This window comes from Fibrivirga algicola, from assembly GCF_011742925.1.
Lineage (GTDB): Bacteria > Bacteroidota > Bacteroidia > Cytophagales > Spirosomataceae > Fibrella > Fibrella algicola.
In genome coordinates this window covers 296,317-317,503 of sequence record NZ_WAEL01000003.1, presented here as the reverse complement: position 1 = coordinate 317,503, position 21,187 = coordinate 296,317, and the positions used below count along the sequence as shown (strand labels likewise).

Here is a 21,187-nt window from a genome sequence, read left to right as displayed (position 1 = left end):
ATGCTAGGCAACTACCTCAAAATCGCTTTTCGCAACCTGCTCCGCAACAAGGGCTTCGCGTTTATCAACATCACGGGATTGGCGGTGGGTATGGCGGCTACGCTGCTTATTTTCCAGTACGTGAATGTTGAACGGAGCTATGACCGGTTTCATGAAAAAGCCGATCGTATTTTTCGGGTCAAAGCAGAACGCTACGAGAAGGGCGTACTCTCAACCGACTGGGCCGGTGGCCCGTTCGCCGTGGGTAACCAACTGGCCGATGCATTTCAGGAGATAGACAACTACACAAAAGTGTACATGCGGGACAACCTGTTTCTGGAAGCTAACGACCGGAAAGTAACCGTCGAAAAAGGTGCGTTTGTCACGGAGTCATTTTTTAATGTGTTTTCCTATTCGTTGCTGACGGGTAACCCAAAAACGGCGCTGGCTGAGCCGAATACCGGCGTGATTTCAACCTCGCTGGCGAAGCGGCTATTTGGTGCAAAAAGCCCGGTAGGGCAGACCATTAGGATAGAGCGTGAGTTTCCGGTCAAGATAACGGGCGTCTATCAGGATTTTCCTCAGAATACGCACTTGAAAGCCGATTACCTGTTGTCGTTCAGTACGTTCCAGCGGCTAGTGAATCCGAAAAATGAGCCAGATAAAGTATTGGCTAACGCCTGGAACTGGGATGGGTGCCTCACATATATCGTACTAAAACAGGGCGTTGATCCGCAAAAACTGGATGCGAAATTTCCGGCTTTTCTGGCCAAAAAAGACCTGATTGATACGAAGAAGGAGAGTGGTCTTGTGCTTCACTTGCAAGCCTTGCCAGACATTCATTTGTACTCCCATCTGATGTTTGAGGCCGGTGCCAACGGCGACGGAAATTCGGTCTACATTCTGCTCTGCGTAGCATTCTTTATCATTGCCATTGCCTGGATCAACTACATCAATCTGGCAACTGCCCGCGCCGTTGGCCGGGCAAAGGAGGTGGGCGTGCGTAAAGCGGTTGGCTCGTTCCGCAGCCAGCTGATCAGCCAGTTTATGGTTGAATCGGCCTTGCTGAATTTCATTGCGGTAGTCGCGGCCTTTCTGCTGATCGTGGCGGCCATTCCGTTGTTCAATGCATTTACCGATCAGCAGCTAACCCACGCTTTTGTGGTATCGGCTCCGTTCTGGCTGTCACTGGGTATCATGTACTGTATCGGTACATTTTTATCGGGGGCTTATCCGGCCTTCGTGCTGTCGGAATTCAATCCGGTAGCGGTGCTGAAAAGCGGTATCAAGGTGTTTCGTAAGGATGTCTTTTTACGGAAATCGCTGGTTGTCGTTCAGTTCTCGGCGTCGATCTTTCTGCTGATCGGGACCATCACCGTGTTCCGGCAATTGCAGTACATGCGGAGCCAGAATCTGGGCGTCGATATTGGACAGACACTAATTCTGAGCCGGCCATCAAACGATTCTACGCGGATTGGGCGCACCAAAGCGTTTAAGGAACTGCTGCTGCAGCAGGCCACGATCAAAAGTGTTACCGTGTCGGGTAATATTCCCGGCGAAAAAGTAGAGTTCAACGCGGGAGGCATCCGGCTGGCTGGCACACCCGAAGCAGAGGGCAAGCAATACCGGGTGATTGGCGTCGACTACGATTTTGCGCGCGCATTCGGCATGAAGCTGATTGCCGGACAGAATTTCGACCCTAAGCTGGGGGCTAAAGACGCCGTGCTGTTCAACCGAACCGGCGTCAGGCAACTGGGTTTCGATAGTCCTGAAAAAGCGCTTGGTAAAACAATCGACTTCTGGGGCGACAAGCTCAAGATTGTCGGCGTGGTCGATGACTTCCATCAGCAATCGCTTCGCGAGGCTTACGAACCCCTTATTCTACGCCTCGACCCTGAGGTAAACGGCCGATTGTCGATCAAACTAGCCGATAGTAACCCGGCTCGGGCGATCGCGATTGTGAAGCAGGCATGGGCTCAGTACTTCCCCGACGATATTTTCGACTACTCGTTTCTGGATGAGCGCTACGACAAACAATACCGGGCCGACGAGCGATTTGGGCAGGTCTTCAGCTTTTTCACGCTGCTGGCGGTGCTGGTAGCCTGTTTAGGACTGCTGGGTCTGGCCACGTTCACCGCCCAACAACGGACAAAGGAAATCGGTGTACGCAAGGTGTTGGGGGCCAGCGTGTCGAGCCTGATTGCGCTACTGTCGAAAGATTTCCTGAAACTGGTCCTGATTGCTATTGTACTGGCTAGTCCGATTGCCTGGTATGCTATGCACCGCTGGCTACAGGATTTTGCTTACAAAATTGATATGGACTGGTGGGTCTTTGCCCTGGCAGGTACGTTGGCTGTCGGTATCGCGCTGCTGACAGTCAGTTTTCAAAGTGTAAAAGCCGCGTTGATGAATCCGGTGAAGAGTTTACGATCAGAATGATAAATGCATGGGGCGCGGGGCTTGGGGCCAGGGGTTAAAAAGCTCTGCCCTTGCCCCAAGCCCCGCGTCCCAACCCCTATGCTACGCAACTACGTTAAAATCGCCCTTCGGAATCTGGCTCGCAATCGGGTCAATACGCTCATCAATGTGCTGGGGCTGGCTATCGGGCTGGCTTCCTGCCTGCTGCTGTTTACCTACCTCCGCAACGAGCTGAGCTACGATGCCTTTCACGCCAACGCCGACCGGCTTGTTCGCGTGACGATGGAATATAGCAGCCAGGGAAAAGTGGGGCAGGCACCCCAAACGGGCACCAAAGTAGCGCCTGAACTGGGCCGTCGCTTCTCCGAGATTGAAACAGGCGTGCGGCTTATCAATGGGCAGGGCGTGGTGCGGCTGGGTGATCGACAGTTTAGCGAAAAACACCTGATCTACGCCGATTCGGCCTTTTTCTCCATGTTCTCGTTCGCATTGCTAAAAGGGAACCCGCAAACGGCGTTGGCGGGGCCTAACCTCGTGGTGCTATCAGAAGCGACGGCGGCTAAGTATTTTGGTACGGCCAGTCCGATTGGGAAGGTGCTGCAAGTCAAAACGGGTGGCCCTGCCGACAAGTACCTGACCGTGACGGGCGTAGTGGCCAACAGCCCGGCCAATTCACAGATCAAGTACGATCTGGTTGCCTCGTTCACCACGTTGCGGGCGTCGAAAACCGAAGAGTGGTGGTCGGCCAATTATGGCACGTACCTGCTGTTGCGCTCGCCCGAAGCCATTGCGGCGTTGCAGGACAAGATTCCGGCGTTTATGAAATCGCAGTCGGGCGAAACGGGAATGACAGGGGGCGATTACCTGACTTACAAACTCGAACCCATCCGGCAGGTTCACCTTCGCTCATCAGTTGAAGGGATGTTTGAACCGAATGGCGACCTGACCTACGTGTACATTTTCGGCATCATTTCGGTGCTGATCCTGCTCATTGCCTGCGTCAATTACATCAACCTGGCCACGGCGCGGGCGGTAGAACGGGCGCAGGAAGTAGGCGTCCGGAAAGTGCTGGGTGCCGAGCGGGGTCAACTGTTCGGTCAGTTCATGGGCGAGTCGGTGCTGGTAACGGGCATGGCGTTGTTATTGGGCATTGGGCTGGCGTGGTTGCTGTTACCGCTGTTCAACCAATTATCTGACCGGCATTTTACCGCCGCTGACTGGCTCACGCCGGCCTGGATAATGGGCGTATTGATGATTGGCGTGCTGGTGGCTCTGGTGGCGGGCGGGTATCCGGCCTGGATACTGGCCCGTTTCCAGCCGATGCGGGCGCTTCAGGGGCGGATGATGGCGGGCGGTGGCAGCCTTCGACGGGGGTTGATCGTGGGCCAGTTCGCCATCACCGCTTTCCTGATCGTAAGCACACTGGTAGTTCGGAATCAGCTCGATTTCATTCAGCACAAAAAGCTGGGTTACAATCGCGACCGGGTGCTGATGCTGCCCGCCAATCAGCAGGTGGCCGACAAACTACGGACGCTGAAAAGCGAGTTCAAGCGTAGTGGCAACGTGCAGCAGGTGTCGATGGCTTACGAGTCACCGGTATTTGTGGGTGGCGGTTACAGCATGGGTCGGCCCGATATGACCGAGAAACAGCAGAAAATGGTGACGGGTCTGCCCATCGATGAAGAATTCGTGAAGGCTACAGGCCTGCGTATCGTGGCGGGCGAAGACCTGACAATCGACGATATGGATCGAACCGCTCAGGCCGGTGTCGACAGTCTGGATCGCTACCGGTTTCTGCTCAACGAATCGGGCGCGAAGGAATTAGGCTGGACCCCACAACAGGCCATTGGGCAGAAGATGAACGTCAATGGCCGGGCTGGCAAAGTGAAAGCTGTCGTGGCCGATTTCCATTTTTCATCGCTGAAACAATTGGTTGGTCCGATCGTACTGTTCCCCGAAGGCTATGGTAATGTGCTGTTGGTTAAGGTGGGCGGGGGCGACATGGCCAATACGATAACCTCGCTGGAACGTACCTGGAAATCGCTGCTGCCCGATCAGCCATTCGAATACGAGTTTATGGATGAGCAGTTCAATACCCTATACGCCAGCGAAATGCGGACGGGACGGGTGTTCAGCGTATTCGCGTTCCTGTCCATTTTCTTGGGTTGTCTGGGCCTTTTCGGATTATCTGCCTACACCACGGCGCAGCGCACGAAAGAGATCGGCGTTCGGAAAGTACTAGGTGCCAGTGTGTATAGTATCGTCGCCTTACTATCCAAAGACTTCATAAAACTGGTCCTGATCGCGATTGTCATTGCCTCACCGTTGGCGTGGTGGGCCATGAACACCTGGCTCAATGACTTCGCTTATAAGGTCGACGTAGCGTGGTGGATCTTTGCCCTGGCAGGTACGTTATCCGTTGCGATCGCGCTGCTGACGGTTAGTTTCCAGGCCATTAAAGCCGCGTTGATGAATCCGGTAAAAGCGTTACGAACGGAATAAAATGCATGGCGCTTGGGGCCTGGGGCGGGGGTATTGCTCTCGCGTCAGCCACCCCAAGTCCCGTGCCCCAAGTCCTATGCTAAAAAACTATCTCAAAATCGCTTTCCGGACGCTGTGGCGTAGCCGGGGTTACGCCGCCATCAACGTGCTGGGCCTTGGCGTGGCTTTTTGCATTACTGTCTTCCTGCTGCTGACGGCCTATCTGCACCTGACGTATGATTCCTTTCATAAAGACGGCGACCGGATATTCCAGACGTACCTGTTCGCCAACGATCCGGAGAGTCCGACTAAGAACGGGTCGATGCCGTTGCCGCTGACCGCAGCGCTCAAGGCTGATTTCCCCGATGTACAGGCCGCCCGCATCGTAGCGGGGCGGAAGAGTCTGGTCGAGGTAAACGGCAAGTACTTCGATAAGCTGATTAACTTCACCGACCCTGATTTTCTGAACATCTTCTCGTTTTCATTGCTCACCGGCAACCGGGAATCAGCCCTGCGCGAGCTGAGTAACGTTGTCATCAGCGAAAATATGGCGACTGACTTATTTGGTACGACCGACGCGGTGGGGAAACGACTAAAAATCGGTAGCATCGGCAGTCAGAAAGACTACGTGGTGGTGGGCGTGCTGAAGGACGTACCTGATAATTCATCGGTTAGATTCGATGCGCTGGTACGGATCGAGAACGCATCGATGTATCAGCAAGGCAAAGACAACTGGACGGATAATTCGCATTCCGTATTCATCAAGCTCCCGGCGCAGGTCGATCAGGCAGCGTTTGAAAGTCGGCTGAAACCCTTCACTCAGAAATATTTTCAAAGTCAGATTGATGGGTTGATGAAGAAAAAGGCGCAGCCTGATGCGCGTGGCGATGTGTTTGCTCTGCGGTTGCAGAAGCTCGCCAACGTGCATTTCAACCGCGAGATGAGCGATAGCCGGGGAACGCCCGTTGCCATTATCTACGTGCTGCTGGGCATGGCGTTTTTCATTCTGGCCATTGCCTCGATCAACTTCATCAACCTGAGCGTTGCCCGGTCGTTTACCCGGGCGCGTGAGGTGGGGGTTCGGAAATCGCTGGGCGCGTTGAAGAGTAGCTTGTTTGTTCAGATCTGGAGCGAATCGGGCCTGATCTGCGTCATCGGCTTCCTGTTTGGAGCCATGCTGATGTATCTGCTGATGCCGGCGTTCAACGCACAGTTCGGCGCTAAGCTAAAAGTCGATTACTTACTGCAGCCGGGCTTTGTCGGCTTGGTGCTGTTCGTTGTTTTGCTCGTTACGCTGATTGCGGGAGGGTACCCAGCCTGGCAAATGGCGAAGTTCAACACCATTGAGGTGCTGAAAGGAAGCGTGTCGACGAAGCGGCCGGGGGTGTTACGCAACGCGCTCATCGTGACCCAGTTTGCGTTATCCTGCCTGCTGGTTTGCTGCACCATTATTGCGTTTCAGCAGGTGGGTTATCTGCGACAGGGACCGCTCGGTTTCGATAAAGAGCAGGTGATCAGTATTCCGGTAGGCACGCAAGTGAACGGCCGTCAGGTACTGCAACGGCTGCGAAACAAGCTGGCCAATGACCCCACGGTGCTATCTATTACGGGAACGGACGTCAACCTGGGCAAAGGCAAAGACCGGGTCAGCTCCAGAAGCACAGTTGGCTACACGTTCAAGGGCCGGGACATCACGAGCGACTTGTTGCTGGTTGATTTCGACTACCTGAAAACCTTGAAAATCAAGCCAGTTGCCGGTCGCGATTTCGACCGGGCTTACGCCAGCGATTCTACGAATCGAGTCATCATCACGCAGAGTATGGCGAAGATGATGGGCATGGCCAACCCCGTAGGTACGTTGCTGGGCGACGATGGCGACACAACGAGAACCAAGCAGCAGATCATCGGCGTCGTGCCCGATTTTCGGCTTTACTCGCTATCGGACAAGGCGAACCCGATCACGTTGCACATATCGAATACCGAGACCATCCGCTACGTCTTTGTCCGGATGGCCCCGCAAAGCCTGGCCGGGTCGATGGAGCGGCTGAAAAAAGTTTGGACAGAGGTGGCCCCGCAGGCAGAGTTCCTGGGTACGTTCCTGGATAAAAATGTGGACGAGTGGTACGAGAACGAAGCCCAGCTGTCGCAGGTGTTAAGCCTGGCGTCGGGCGTGGCCATTCTGCTATCGTGTATCGGTTTGTTTGCCATCGCTCTGCTGATGATTGAACAGCGGACGAAGGAGATCGGCATTCGGAAAGTAATGGGCGCCACCATTCCCAGCATCGTCCTGTTGCTCTCCCGCGACTTCGTGAAGCTGGTCCTGATCGCCCTGCTCATTGCCGTGCCGCTGGCGTGGTTCGGTATGCAAACCTGGTTAGCCAATTATTCGCACCGCATCGACATCAGCCCCTGGGTGTTTGTCGTGGTCGGTCTGTCGGCTATCGCCATTGCTCTGGCCACAGTGAGTTTTCAAAGTATCAAAGCCGCGTTGATGAATCCGGTGAAAAGTTTACGATCGGAATAAATGCGAAGGGCCGGGGGCTCGGGATATCGCTCCCGCGTCAGCTACCCCAGCCCTTCGCCCCCAGCCCCATGCTAAGAAACTACATCAAAATAGCCCTTCGGACCTTCAGGAAGGAATCCACATTCACGCTCATTAACGTGGTGGGGCTGGCCACTGGATTGGCTATGTCGTTGCTCATTATCCAGTATGTGCGTTTCGAACTGAGCTACGAAAACACGCACCCGCTGGCTGATCGGCTGGCACGACTGACCACGGATTATATGAACGGTGGCAGCGTCAACACACAGGATACCGAGACTTTCCCTCCAATTGGCGCTAGAGCCAATCGGGAAATGAACGAAGTAGTGAATTACACGCGGGCTTACCCCCTTGGTGATCCCAGCGTGACGGTTCGGGTAGGCGACAAGTATTATCTGGTGAATAAAGTGCTGGCGGTTGATTCGTCGTTCTTCGCCCTGTTCAACTACCCACTCCTTCGGGGAAGCCAGAAGGGGCTGTTTACTCAACCCCGGCAGGTTGTTCTGACAAGGTCGATGGCCATAACCTACTTCAATACGATCGATGTATTGGGCAAAACCCTCACCATACCGAGGCCGAAAGGTAATCTATTGGTAGAGGTAGCCGGTGTAGTGCCCGACAGCCCGGCCAATACGCACCTGAAATTTGATATGCTTCTCTCGTACCCGACGATGCTGTCGGACTATGGCGAAACAGAAGACAACTGGAACGGAAACAACACCCTTACCTACGTGCAGCTGGCCGACAATGCCACGTACGATGGGTTTACGAAATCGCTGGCGGCTTTCAACAACCGATTACACCGTGACAAAAAGATGATGAACCAGCGAGTGGTGGGTCAGATGATCGGTGATATCCACCTGTATTCGCATAAGAACTTTGAAACCGAACCCAACGGCGAGGCGCGGTCGGTGTATTTTCTGTTGGGCGTGGCGCTGCTGGTGCTCCTGAGTGCCTTTGTCAACTACGTCAACCTGACAACGTCTAAAGCCCTTGACCGGGCGCGGGAAATTGGCATGCGAAAAGTGGTTGGCTCTACACAGGGACAGATACGGACGCAGATTTTCATCGAAACCGTGCTGATCAATCTCGTCGCTGGCGCGCTGGCAGTAGGTATCGTAGCGGGCTTGCAGTCGGTGTTTGTCGATGTGGCTGGGTTGCCCGAAGGCTTCACTGTGTTCGGCGATCTGTTTTTCTGGCAGAGTGTTGGGGCATTTCTGTTGCTGAGTGTCCTGCTGTCGGGTTTGTATCCGGCTTTCGTGCTGGCGTCGTTCGATCCGATCACAGTGCTTAAGGGGAATTTTGCCCGCTCTACCCAGGGCGCCTTGCTGCGGAAGTCGCTGGTGGTGTTTCAGTTTACGATTACCCTGATTTTGTTGGTACAAACGTTCGCCGTGTACCGGCAGGTTAATTTCTTGCGGGAACAGAACCTAGGCGTCAACATCGAGCATACCCTGGTGGTGAAAGCGCCGGTGGGCAGTGCCCAAAAAGATTACGGCCAGTTTCGACAGATGCTGCTCGATCAGGCGCAGGTAAAGGCGGTATCGCTGTCGAGCACGGTGCCGGGCATGGGATCAGCCCAAATGAGTACTACGACGGGCATCAATCTGGCTGGTGCGGCCACGAAGACCTCCTACAATTACAACATGGCGGCAATAGATACCTCGTTTATCAACCTGATGGGGATTCGACTATTGGCGGGCAAAAACTTCGACGCCACCACCCGATCGGGCTTTTCGGATACCACCACGCGGCAACTGATTGTCAACGAAGAAACCATTCGGCTCTGGGGAATCCGCACGCCTGACGAGGCCATTGGTAAAGGCGTCGATTTCTGGGGACGGAAAGCCGTGATTCGGGGCGTTATCAATAATTACCACTACGAATCACCCAAGTCGCCTTACATTCCGATCATTCATTTATACTCGCCTGATTTCGATTCGTTCGCCAGCGTGAAGTTTTCGGAGGGTAACGCCAAGGAGCAGCTCGCCACGCTGAAGAAAGTGTACGAGGCCAGTTTCCCGTATTCGCCGTTCAGCTATTTCTTCATGGACAGTGAGTATGACAAGCAGTACAAAGCCGACGACCGCTTTCAGCAGGTATTTGGTGCCCTGACCGGTTTCGCCATTCTGATCTCCTGCCTCGGGCTATTCGGCCTAGCCACGTTCACCGTTTCCAAACGCACGAAGGAAATTGGCATTCGCAAGGTGATTGGGGCCAGTACAGCGAACCTGATGGTGTTGCTCTCGAAAGAGTTTGTCAAAACCGTCCTGTTATCTATCGTGATTGGTTTGCCCATTACCTACTTCATCGTTACAAACTGGCTGGCCAATTACGCCGTCCGCATCGACCTAAGCTGGTGGCTCTTCGCTGCGCCCGCCTTCCTGGTCCTCGTCCTGGTACTGGTATCCATTGGCGGCAAAACGATTGCTACTGCGTTGATGAATCCGGTGAAAAGTTTACGATCAGAATGATAAATGCGTGGGCCCTGGGGCGTGGGGTATTGCTCTCGCGTCAGCCACCCTAAGCCCCGCGCCCCAACCCCTATGCTACGCAACTACATCAAAATCGCGCTCCGGAATTTGTGGCAGAATCGGCTGCTGTCGGGTATCAACGTGCTGGGCCTGTCGGTCGGGCTGGCCTGTGTGGTGGTACTAGTGCTCTTTGCCCAGAAATGCCTGACCTGGGACCAGTTCCACACCAAGCTGGACCGGCTGTACTATGTTCAGACGACCAACGCGGATGGGCAAACGTACAACCAGACGGTGTACCCCATTTTGGATCAGCTGATGCGCGACTACCCCGAAATTGAAACGGGAACGCATATTCAGGGCTGGAACCAACCCTGGATTCAGTACGGCGACAAGAACGTTCAGCACCGGACTACTTACGTTGATTCCACTTTTTTCGACGTGTTTAGTTTCGGGCTGAAATCAGGTAATCCAGCTACGGCGCTGCAAAACAAACGGTCGATCGTTCTGAGCGAAGGCGTAGCGCAGAACCTGTTTGGTGACGTTGAACCTATCGGAAAAACTGTCATGCTGGATGATACGCTGGCGTATACCGTCACGGGGGTGCTTGACAAGATTCCGTCGAACTCGTCGCAACAGTTTGAGGTGCTGTTACCTGCCGCTAACCTGATGGACGATCCGGGTTTTCGGTCAAACGCTGACTGGTACAACACCTTCGCATCGGTGTTCATCGTGCTCAAACCCGGCGCAGAAAAGGCCAGATTGGAAGCGAAATTGCCGCAATTGGTCAAGCGCCATTTCAGCGATGAGGCCCAGAATCAGCACCTGAAACTTGGCGCTTACAAAGACTTTATTCATGTCGAAAACCCGTCCTTTTCGGGTCTCATCAACGGCGCGCTGACCATTGCGGCCTTTCTGCTGCTGATCATTGGTATCAATATGGTCAACCTCAACACAGCCTCGGCGTTGCCCCGCGCTAAGGAGGTGGCCGTTCGGCAGGTGGTGGGGGCCACTCGTCGGCTCGTGCTCAATCAGTTCTGGGTCGAGTCGGGGCTGGTCGTGCTGGTGTCGCTGGTGCTGTCGTGGCTGTTTGCCAATTACTACCTCATTCCCGGCTTCAACCACATGCGCGACGGTCGGATGCAACTCGATATTTCGCTGGCCGACGATTACCCGACCATGCTGACGGTGCTGGGCGTGGCGCTGGCCGTAGCTATAGTAGCCGGAACGTACCCAGCCTTGTACCTGATGGGGCTGAACGTGACCGAATCGGTGAAGGGTAAGATCTCGGCCAGTCCGCAGAAAGGTCGCCTGCGGCAGAACGGGCTGATTGTGTTTCAGTTTATGCTCGCCATCATTTTCATGCTTAGTACCATCGGCATGCGCGAACAGATTCAATACATGAAACAGGCCGATCTGGGCTACGACCAGGCCAATCTGCTCGTGTTCAAAACGGATCTGGCTTACCGCAACGAAACCGCTGCCATTTCGCAGGGGCAGGTCATTCTGGATAGGCTTCGTCAGAACCCGAACGTTGTTTCATTCACCAGTTCAGACGTAACGCCGGTTGGGTATCAGAACAATTTCAACAGCTATTACCCCGAGGGTGACGAGGTGAAAAAAGTACACATTCGGCACGGATCGGGCGCGGTTGGCTATACCGAAACGTACCGGATCCCGATGATTGAAGGCCGTAATTTCTCCGATGCCACGCCCGCCGATTCGGCCAATAACGCGGTAGTCATCAACGAATCGGCGATGCGGGCATTTGGCTGGAAAACGGCGGTGGGTAAACGACTTCGGCAGCTAAACAGCGAGCAGGTATTTACCGTCATTGGGGTTACGAAAGACTATCACTACCTGAGCCTAAAAGATAAGGTAGAACCGCTGGTGCAGTGGTATTCCGGTCGGCAACGCCTGAATAACTTCCTGACGATACGCCTGACCGAACAGGCCAAAGCGGCTTCACTAATTCGTGAACTAGAAGCAGATTTCAAGAAGATTCCCGCCCGTCGGAGTCTGTCATATGTCTTCATCAGCGATGAACTGGCTAAAAACTACCAGGCGATCAACAACATCTGGCGCATGATTGGCTTCGTCACGCTGGTCGCCATTCTCATCGCCTGCGCGGGTATTTTTGGACTTATCTCGCTCGTGGCCAAACGACGAACCAAGGAGATTGGCGTTCGGAAAGTGCTGGGCGCGTCGGTCCTGAGCATCACGACCCTGCTGTCGTCTGATTTCCTGAAACTGGTGGCGCTGGCTATCCTGATTGCCTCGCCCATAGGCTGGTGGCTCGGTGGGAAGATGCTGAGCTACTTCGCCTATCACACGGCCATTCAGTGGTGGTACGTGGCGCTGGCTGGTCTGCTGGCGGTAACGATTGCGCTGGTCTCGGTTGTTTTTCAGGCTGTTAAAGCCGCCATGGCTAACCCGGTGAACAGCTTACGAACGGAGTGAAGCAGGAAAGGTATTGCTGATACCTGCTTGTGGCTTCCCTTCTTCGCTTTCATCTATTCTCCCTTTCCTCCCCTAATCCCATGCTCACAAACTACATCAAAATCGCTTGGCGAAGCCTGATAAACCAAATCGGGTTTACGTTTATCAATGTATTCGGGCTGGCTCTGGGTCTGGCCTGTTGCCTGCTTATTTCGCTATACGTGCTGGACGAGCTTAGCTACGATCGGTTCAATCAGAAAGCTGACCGGACCTATCGGGTCAATTCTGATATAAAATTCGGCGGTAACGATATGCACTTCGCGGTAGCTCCCGACCCAATGGGACCAACGCTCAAAGCCAATTACCCGCAAGTTGAGGCTTACGCGCGGCTACATTACCGCGGAAACTGGCTGGTAAAACGAGCTGGTGGCGCCACAAATCTGCGTGAAAATGACATCACCTTTGCCGACTCAACGCTGTTCGATGTCTTCACCCTGCCGCTTGTTGCCGGGGCCGACCCGAAGAGGGCGCTGACTTCCCCAAGTTCAGTTGTGATTAGCGAGTCAGCTGCAAAACGGCATTTTGGCACAGGTAATGCCGTTGGTCAAACGCTGCTTTTCAATAATACTGACGCGTATAAAGTCACGGCGGTTATGCGTGATATACCCGCGAACAGCCACTTTCGGACCGACTTTTTCCTGACGATAAGCAACGACAAATATCCGTTGGGGCAGTGGCTCAGTTTTAATCACCACACCTACATTGTTCTGAAACCCGGTACCGATGCTACGGCCTTCGCCCGGAATTTCGATCAGGTGATCGAGACGTACGTAGGACCTCAGGTACGTCAGTTTTTGGGTAGCGGTATGGATCAATTTCGTAAAAGTGGTAATACACTGCGGTTCTGGCTCATACCCCTCACCAGCATTCACCTGCACTCAAAACAGATCATTGAACTGGCACCCAACGGCGATATCCAGTACGTGTATATTTTCTCGGCTGTGGCGCTGTTTATCCTGCTGATCGCCTGTATCAACTTTATGAATCTGGCTACAGCGCGCTCATCCAAACGGGCTAAAGAAGTAGGGGTTCGGAAAGTGCTGGGCTCCGAGCGCGGGCAACTGATTGGCCAGTTTATGGCTGAATCGATCCTGACGGCCAGTTTGTCATTATTGGTGGCTATTGCTCTGGTGTCGCTGGCTATGCCCCTCTTTAACGACATTACGGCAAAACAGCTAACCATTGGCCGATTGCTGACACCGGGTATGCTGATCGGTATTGCGTTGTTGCCGTTGGGGGTGGGGTTAATGGCAGGAAGTTACCCAGCTCTATTTCTGTCTTCATTCCGGCCCATTAGCGTGTTGAAAGGGAGTGTCATCAGCCGAGGAAATGGTCTGAAAGGGGTTAGTCTAAGGAGTGGACTGGTTGTATTTCAGTTCATGATGTCGATGCTGCTCATTGTGGGTACGTTGGTGGTGTACCGCCAAATTCACTTTATTCAAACAAAGAAAGTGGGTTTCGACCGCGAGCGGGTACTAACCGTCAACGATGTGAATTCACTCGGTAAGCAGGCTGAGGTGTTTAAAAATGACGTTTTGCAACTTCCTGGTGTGACCGCAGGTACGATGTCGAGTTACCTGCCTACTCCCTCTGATCGGAGCGACAGTGGTTTCTTCCCGGAAGGGCAGGCCGATCGGTCGAAAGGTATCAACATGCAGCACTGGGACGTCGACCATGATTATATTCCCACTCTTGGGATGACCATTTTGCAGGGCCGTAACTTCTCGCGCGCTTTCGGCACCGATTCAACCGGCATGATTCTGAACGAAGCAGCGGTGAAGGTGCTGGGTGTAAAGAATCCGCTCGGCATGCGCATTTACCGGTTCGATGACGCCGAAGGCAAAACCCGTAAAACCTACACGGTGATTGGCGTAGTGAAGAACTTCCACTTCGAATCGCTGCGTACCAACATTGGTGCTTTATCGATGGTACTCAGTCCGCAGAGTGGGTCTGTGTCCTTCCGAATCAGTCAGACCGACGTGCCTGCGCTGCTGCGGCAGATCGAGGCGAAATGGAAGCAGCTTGCGCCGGGACAGCCGTTCAACTACTCGTTTTTACAAGACAGTTTTGACCAGATGTACCGCGCCGAACAACGCATTGGTACGGTAGTGCTGCTGTTTTCGGTGATTGCCATTCTGATCGCCTGCCTCGGTTTGTTTGGCCTTGCTGCCTTCATGGCCGAGCAACGCACGAAAGAAATCGGTGTGCGGAAGGTGTTGGGAGCCAGCGTAACCAGCATCGTGGGGCTACTCTCGAAAGATTTCCTGATCCTGGTAGTGGTCGCCATCGCGGTTGCTTCGCCGCTGGCCTGGTGGGCCATGAACTCTTGGCTGGCCGACTTCGCCTACCGGATCGACATTGAGTGGTGGGTCTTTGTCCTGGCAGGTACGTTGTCGGTTGGCATTGCGCTGCTTACCGTAAGTTTTCAGTCGGTCAAAGCAGCGTTAACCAATCCGGTGAAGTCTTTACGCGCAGACTAAACAAACGCATGTATGAAGTACTTCCTAATTGGCCTCCTGCTTTGCCTGAGCGCAGCCACGATGGCCCAGCAAGCGCGCACTTCACTTCGGAAGCAAATTGCTGATGACGAAAAAACGCTCTCGATCAAAATTGACGGCGTACAGAATGGGCAGCCGATTCACTTCGACCAGTCGTTTGATGTGGCCGGCATGAATCGCCTGCAGAAGGAGTGGCTCATGCTTAAAGCGTTTAAAGCGCAGGGCATACCACTGGCGTTACACGACGTGCCGTGGCTACTGGTGCTGGCCCTGGGCGTTGTCAGCCTATTAGTGGCACTCGGCATTGTGGTCTACCAAACGCAACAGGAATCGCAGATGAGTGCTGTTAAGGGATTTTAAACCAGTTATCAATGAAAAGCTTAATCATCCTTTTTTTGTTGCTGACGGGTACGTTGGCGAGTGCTCAGCAGGTAAGCTACCGGAACGTAAACACATCGATCAACGATAACGGTAAAGACCAACTGTCTATTCAGATACAGGCCGAACGGACCGACGGCGAACAGCTACGATACAACCGTACCTTCAATGTAGCGGGCCTGAGCAACGCGCAGAAAGAGACGTTGAAAAATAAGGTGCTCGATTCACTCGGGCTCAACACAACGCCCCCGCCACCGGGTGTAGCCATGCCGCCAGTGGGTGCGGTCTCCGTCGGCGCTCCCACACCGCCCGTTTCTCCAACGGGTACCGAAACGGTTCGTTTTACTTGCCGGACCTGTACTGATAAAATGAAACTCGACATTTCGGGTACGGGCTATGCTTACTCCCGCTCGCATAGTCCGGCTAAGGAGAACGCATCGTTCTTCCCAATCGATCTGCCACTGGAACCCGGTGAATACCGACTACAGTATTGGCAGAATGGGGTGCTCCAGATACAAATGCCGTTTACGGTTAAGGCCGGTGGGACAAACGCGATCAATGTGAAATAAACAGAGTGGACTTGAGGGGGCAGAACAACGGCTCCTCAAGTCCTGAACTCCGAATCATATGCTCAACAACTACCTCAAAATTGCGCTGCGCAACCTCTGGAAACACAAGCTGTTTTCGTTCATCAACGTCTTCGGGCTGGCCTCCGGGCTTACCGTTTGTATGCTGGCTATTGCGCACATCAAAGGGGCGTTCGATTATGACAGCTTTCAGGCCAACCGGAACCGAACCTACCGGATCATTTCCGATGTGGTTTCGCGGAATAACGATAAAGCGCCGTTTGCCACGACGCCCGTACCGCTCGGGGCCACGCTGAAACAGCAATACGGGTTTATTGAGGAAGCGACCCACGTAGTGAGGTCATACAACGAGTTTCTGGGCAATCACAAGCGGCTGTCTACGATGGGCTTTGCCGTTGATCCCGGTTTCTTCCACATTTTTAGTTTCCCCCTCGCCCAGGGCCGACCAGCCACTGAGCCAAACACCGTTGTGCTGACGCAGGCGATGGCCCGGAAATTCTTTGGTACGGCCAACCCCATTGGCCAGACGTTGCAACACCAGGAGTTGGGAAACTTCACCGTTACGGGCGTGTTGGCCGAGTTGCCTGCCAAGTCGCACCTGGTATTCGATCTGCTGTTTTCCAGTTCGTCATACGGCGCTAAAAACCGGGGTTCTCTTTCCGAATGGAAGCAGTACAACTCGGGCTACACCTATGTGATGCTGAAACCCGGCACACCGGCTGATGCACTCGATAACGTACTGCCCTTGGTCGTGAGCCGCGCCACACGCGAACTTCGCTTTGCCGATATCAAGGGCTACACCTTTCGCACTCAACAACTGAGCCGCCTGTCTCCGGCGCGGAGCGAAATGATGTACGGCACCTACGAGCCGCAGGTTCCCGGATTACTGGCCGAGTTGGGCGTTGGGCTGATTACCCTGCTGCTGGCCGCGTTCAACTACGTAAATCTTACGCTGGCTCGTTCATTGAGCCGCGCCCGTGAGGTAGGTATCCGGAAGGTGTCTGGGGCCGTGCGTTGGCAATTGCTGGGGCAGTTTATGGCCGAATCGGTAGTGCTGTCGCTGTTGGCGCTGGGGCTGGCTTTCCTGATGCTCGAACTGGTGAAGCCGATGGCGTTTGTGCAGCAATGGCTCATCGGCGGCGTTCGCTGGGACTGGACAATCTGGGTTATTTTCGCCCTGTTCAGTATCGCAGCCGGGTTGCTGGCTGGTATCGTGCCGGCACGGGTGTTGTCGGGGTTCGAACCGGCGCAGGTGCTTCGCAGTCACTCGGGATTACGGATCATTCGCGGGATTTCGCTTCGCAAAACGCTGATCGTCATTCAATTTACCATTTCGCTGGTCGCCATGATCAGTCTGCTGACGATGGTGCGCCAGATGGATTACATGGCTACGGGCGACTACGGGTTCCGGCGCGAGCGAATGCTGAACGTACCGATCAACGACGTACCTGCACCCCGCCTGATGAACGAGTTGAACCGATTGACGGGCGTTGAGCGGATCTCGGCTACGTCTGAGTTGTTTGGCTCCCACGGCAACTCGCAGACAATCAAGCGGACCCGTACGGCTCAGGATTCGTCGATGACCTTTCTCTGGTCGGTCAATGATCAGTTTGTGCCCAACATGGGTCTGACGTTGCTGGCCGGGCAGAATATGGCGGCTACGGCGGCCGATACTGTTGGGCGGCAGGTGTTGATCAACGAAGAGGCGGTAAAAGCGTTCGGGCTGGGTACGCCCCGCGATGCAATTGGCCAGTCGCTCTGGCTCAATGACAGTACCGACGTGCAGGTGGTGGGCGTGCTGAAAGATTTCCGATTCACCACGTTTGCCATAGCCTTGAAACCGTTGATCCTGCACAACGTACCCAATCAGTATCGGTACGTAACGCTGAGCGTAGCGGCGGGTGCTGAAGAGAAGGTTATGGCCGACGTAAAGCAGGTCTGGAAACGGCTCCGACCCTACGAACCCTTCGAAGGGCAATGGTATGATAACTTTCTGGAAGACCGGCACACCCATGCCGACGACGCTGACTTTATGGGTTTGCTCATCGGTCTGGCGTTTTCTATTGGCTGTCTGGGTCTGTTAGGCATGGTAACCTACACCACCCAGACCCGCGTGAAAGAGATCGGGGTGCGGAAAGTGATGGGGGCCGAAGTAAGCCAACTGGTGTGGCTGCTGTCGCGTGATTTTGTTAAACTTTTGGTGATTGCCGCCGCCATTGCCCTGCCATTAGGTTATATGGCCGGCTATGCTTTTCTGTTCTCTTTTGCCTATCACGTAGCCATCGGTGCCGAAACGCTAGGCCTTTGCGTTGGGGTACTGCTGGTGCTTGGCAGCCTGACCATCGGGTTACGAACGTACCTCGCCGCCCGATCGAACCCTGTAAACTCCTTACGAACTGAATAAACAGCTACAACTATGGCGCACATCGCTATTCCAATCCCGAACGTACCTGGCAAGCAGGATATCGAAATTGAGGTAACTATTAATGGCCAGAAACAGGCCCTGCATTACCGCGTCGAGCTGTTCTACTGGAGCGACTGCACCGGCTCACAGTCGCTGGTGCCCACCTTCGACCGGGTCGAGTGCATTCAGCAACTACTGGCCAGCTACGACCAGGATTGGGCACTCTACTACATCGGAGCCCCAACCGACGAGTTTGTGCCGATCACTTTCGTCCGACGCGAAGACCTGATCAAGCAGCGCCGTCTGCGGCAACTGGCGTAGACCAAAAAGCCTGCAATTTGGGCCTGGGGCGGCTGTAACGAGCCGCTCCAGGCCTCAATAAGCTACCTACCGGGTGTAGAGCGCACCCTTGGCGATGGTCGATTCGTATTCGTAGTTGATCGTTTCCAGGAATTTACCCGTTACCCAGCCGATGTCGGCGTCACGGACAAACACAAACCGCTTGGGGCCACCTTTGCTGTTGTAGCCGTTGACGGTCGCTTCCAGCAGAAGAATGCCTGCAATAAGCTGTTTCTGCGTCAACTGATTCTGAATCTGGCCAATATCGCGGGCTGCTTTGTCGCGCGTTGCGGGATCAGCAATCTCGTTCAGATTAGGTTTCGTCAGCGCCGAGAAATCATTCATCACCAGATTTTTAAACTGGGCAATGTCGGCCTGACTGATAGGCACCGCCGTAGTCATGGCCTTTTCGGGGTGCAGGTACGTGACCAGCGCCTGGGTAATAGCCCCACCCAAGCCAACCGTCCGTCGTTGCTGAATGCCCGGTAAGTCGGGCGTTAGTTTTTTGTCGGTCAGACTGGGGGCAGTCCGCTGGGCTTCCCGTTTAAACGCCTCGATACTCAGCGATCGCTTCGGGTCGATCTGATCGGCCAGCGTATTGACGCCAACCGGGAAGTTTACATAATGAAACTTCTTGTTCGTGTCGAAATAACCGCCCATTACGCTGCCAGCGCCGATATTAAGCGCCGACGTGGTGGGCCACACCTTACGCGGAATAGCCCCGATGGTGAACAGTTCGGCTTCGCGGGCCGCGCTGATGGTAGTGTCGATGCGTAGGTTAGTGCCGCTGGGAAGAATGGTGGCCAGTTGGTCATACAAGCGATTTTTGTCGATCGGCTTACCGTTCCGAATGTCACTGCTAAACACGATAAATACCCGTTCATTGGGGATGTTGTAGCGCCTGATCGAATCCAGGCACTCTTTTAGGGCGGCACGTCCTTTCTGAGGCGAATTAGACGCGTCGGCCGTCAGCGTGACGTCGGGGATGTCAATGACCGACCGAATGTCTTTTTCGTAGAAATCACTCTCGTACTGGGTTTTGAAAATCGCCAGTTTGATGTCTGATGCCCCGATCTGGATACCTGCGTACAGGTTCTTGCCCGACACATCGCGGATGATCTCGTTGACACCCCAGGCGCTGGCTACATATTTGAGCTGCGCATACTGAGTCCGGGCTTTTTCCAGGTAGCGTAACGACGTGCTGAAGTCCTGTAGGTCTTTATACGAAAGTCCCAGCAACTCGTTGGTGATCGCCTGCCAGTACAAGCTGCTGTTAGTGGCTGGTAAGGCCCGCTTTAACAGCGCAATCGACTCGTCGGACTTGTCTACCTCGCGGAGGGTGATTGCCAGTTTGATGTACCGGATGGCCTGGTTAAGCGACTGGGCTTTTTGCCCAACGGCAGTCAGCGTACTGCCAAGAAAGAGGAATGCGAAGAGAATACGTTTCATGTTGATATGGGTTGGTAAAGCTAGAAAGCACGTTTTTTTCGGTTAAGAAGCTGCTCCAGGTCACTTTCGTCAGGCTCCTGTTTGCGAACACTGGTAACCGGTTGAATCGGCCGTTTTAACGTAGGTAACGGTCGTATATACGTACCTACGGATTCGGGCTTTGTTCCGATGTAATTCGGTTGCGGACTCATTGTCAATTTAATGGGCCGCTCATCCTTTCGATAGGTCACGTCGGGGGCAACGGCTGCCTCGGCGGTTGTCAGGTGGTCGGGTAAATTTCGGTGCTGGTCTTTCATGACCCGGGTGGTTTCCAGTTGTTTTGTGCGCACGTCATAAAACCCATCCAGGCTCGTCTGAATGAAGCGCCCGTCTGCCAATCGACCCTTTCCGCTGTAGTGGGCTATGCCGGTTCGCAGATCATAATCGAGCAGCGTAGTGGTGAGCACGGCCCGGCCGTTTTGCAATAGAACGTGCCCGATCAGCGTCACTTGCTGGCTGGCACTGTCGTATACCAGCGAATCGCTTTTCAAGGTGAGCGAATCGTTCTGAACAAGGAGCACATGACCAGCAGCATTGATCATGTTCGTCGTCAGTTGATGAACCGCCCGATCACAGAAGAGCATAATGCCTCGCTGGCGTAGCCTGACATTGCCTTTGTACCGACGAATACCCGGTGATGACGAAATATCAACCTGCTTACCCGGCTGCATATCCAGCGTAATCTGATCGGTACGGGGTGAGAGTGGGGATTGATGCTGCGCTACTACAGCGATTGGCAGGCAGAAAAGAGCAACGAAAATTGACGGGTTACGCATAGTAGTTAGTGCCCCGAAAGCACCACAAGCCAGTTAATTAGGAGATGGATAGAGCAGCGCTTTCCAGCGTGTCGATTAGTTACATACTCGAATGCTAGCTACCCAGATGTGTTTTCCTGACTAAAAAATTCTGGTGTATATAGAATGACCGGGCTTGCGAAGTAGCCCGCCGACGTCCTATCCTCCTTGTTCACGTCGCTTCCTGCTCAGGCTGTTTGTCAGCCTAGATGAAGCCAACTGGTCACCGTACTCATTCGGACGGAAATCTGTCCAGTTTCGGACAATGTATCCACTAAAAATGCCGTCAATCGATCTGAGAGGCACTTT

Annotated in this window: 12 protein-coding genes; 10 read left to right on the top strand and 2 right to left on the bottom strand. The window is 54.0% G+C overall.

Features of this window, described 5'->3' with window-relative positions; translation table 11 throughout:
* From F7231_RS09805 to F7231_RS09760, 10 genes are all read left to right on the top strand, one after another.
* The gene (locus tag F7231_RS09805) at positions 1–2,418 is read left to right on the top strand and encodes an ABC transporter permease (protein ID WP_166691764.1); all 2,418 of its coding nucleotides are present in this window, start codon (positions 1–3) and stop codon (positions 2,416–2,418) included.
* A gap of 78 nt (positions 2,419–2,496) precedes the next feature.
* On the top strand, positions 2,497–4,899 hold the full coding sequence (locus tag F7231_RS09800; protein WP_166691763.1) for an ABC transporter permease: 2,403 nt from the start codon (positions 2,497–2,499) through the stop codon (positions 4,897–4,899).
* Between the two features lie 76 nt (positions 4,900–4,975).
* Positions 4,976–7,402, top strand: a complete 2,427-nt coding sequence (locus F7231_RS09795) for an ABC transporter permease (protein WP_085410882.1) — start codon at positions 4,976–4,978, stop codon at positions 7,400–7,402.
* Between the two features lie 68 nt (positions 7,403–7,470).
* The gene (locus tag F7231_RS09790; protein ID WP_166691762.1) at positions 7,471–9,894 is read left to right on the top strand and encodes an ABC transporter permease; all 2,424 of its coding nucleotides are present in this window, start codon (positions 7,471–7,473) and stop codon (positions 9,892–9,894) included.
* A 72-nt stretch (positions 9,895–9,966) separates the two neighbouring features.
* Positions 9,967–12,351, top strand: a complete 2,385-nt coding sequence (locus tag F7231_RS09785; protein WP_166691761.1) for an ABC transporter permease — start codon at positions 9,967–9,969, stop codon at positions 12,349–12,351.
* A gap of 80 nt (positions 12,352–12,431) precedes the next feature.
* A complete protein-coding gene (locus F7231_RS09780; RefSeq protein WP_166691760.1) occupies positions 12,432–14,870 on the top strand; it encodes an ABC transporter permease in 2,439 nt (812 codons plus the stop codon).
* A 12-nt stretch (positions 14,871–14,882) separates the two neighbouring features.
* Positions 14,883–15,248, top strand: a complete 366-nt coding sequence (locus tag F7231_RS09775) for a hypothetical protein (protein WP_085410878.1) — start codon at positions 14,883–14,885, stop codon at positions 15,246–15,248.
* A gap of 11 nt (positions 15,249–15,259) precedes the next feature.
* The gene (locus F7231_RS09770) at positions 15,260–15,835 is read left to right on the top strand and encodes a hypothetical protein (RefSeq protein ID WP_166691759.1); all 576 of its coding nucleotides are present in this window, start codon (positions 15,260–15,262) and stop codon (positions 15,833–15,835) included.
* Between the two features lie 58 nt (positions 15,836–15,893).
* Positions 15,894–18,257, top strand: a complete 2,364-nt coding sequence (locus tag F7231_RS09765; RefSeq protein WP_166691758.1) for an ABC transporter permease — start codon at positions 15,894–15,896, stop codon at positions 18,255–18,257.
* A gap of 12 nt (positions 18,258–18,269) precedes the next feature.
* On the top strand, positions 18,270–18,578 hold the full coding sequence (locus F7231_RS09760; RefSeq protein WP_085410876.1) for a hypothetical protein: 309 nt from the start codon (positions 18,270–18,272) through the stop codon (positions 18,576–18,578).
* A gap of 66 nt (positions 18,579–18,644) precedes the next feature.
* Here F7231_RS09760 and F7231_RS09755 read toward each other — a convergent pair whose 3' ends face one another.
* Entirely contained in the window at positions 18,645–20,045 is a 1,401-nt protein-coding gene (locus F7231_RS09755) for a tetratricopeptide repeat protein (RefSeq protein WP_166691757.1), read from the bottom strand.
* Between the two features lie 20 nt (positions 20,046–20,065).
* The gene (locus tag F7231_RS09750) at positions 20,066–20,860 is read right to left on the bottom strand and encodes an OstA-like protein (RefSeq protein WP_085410874.1); all 795 of its coding nucleotides are present in this window, start codon (positions 20,858–20,860) and stop codon (positions 20,066–20,068) included.
* Positions 20,861–21,187 lie beyond the last annotated feature (327 nt).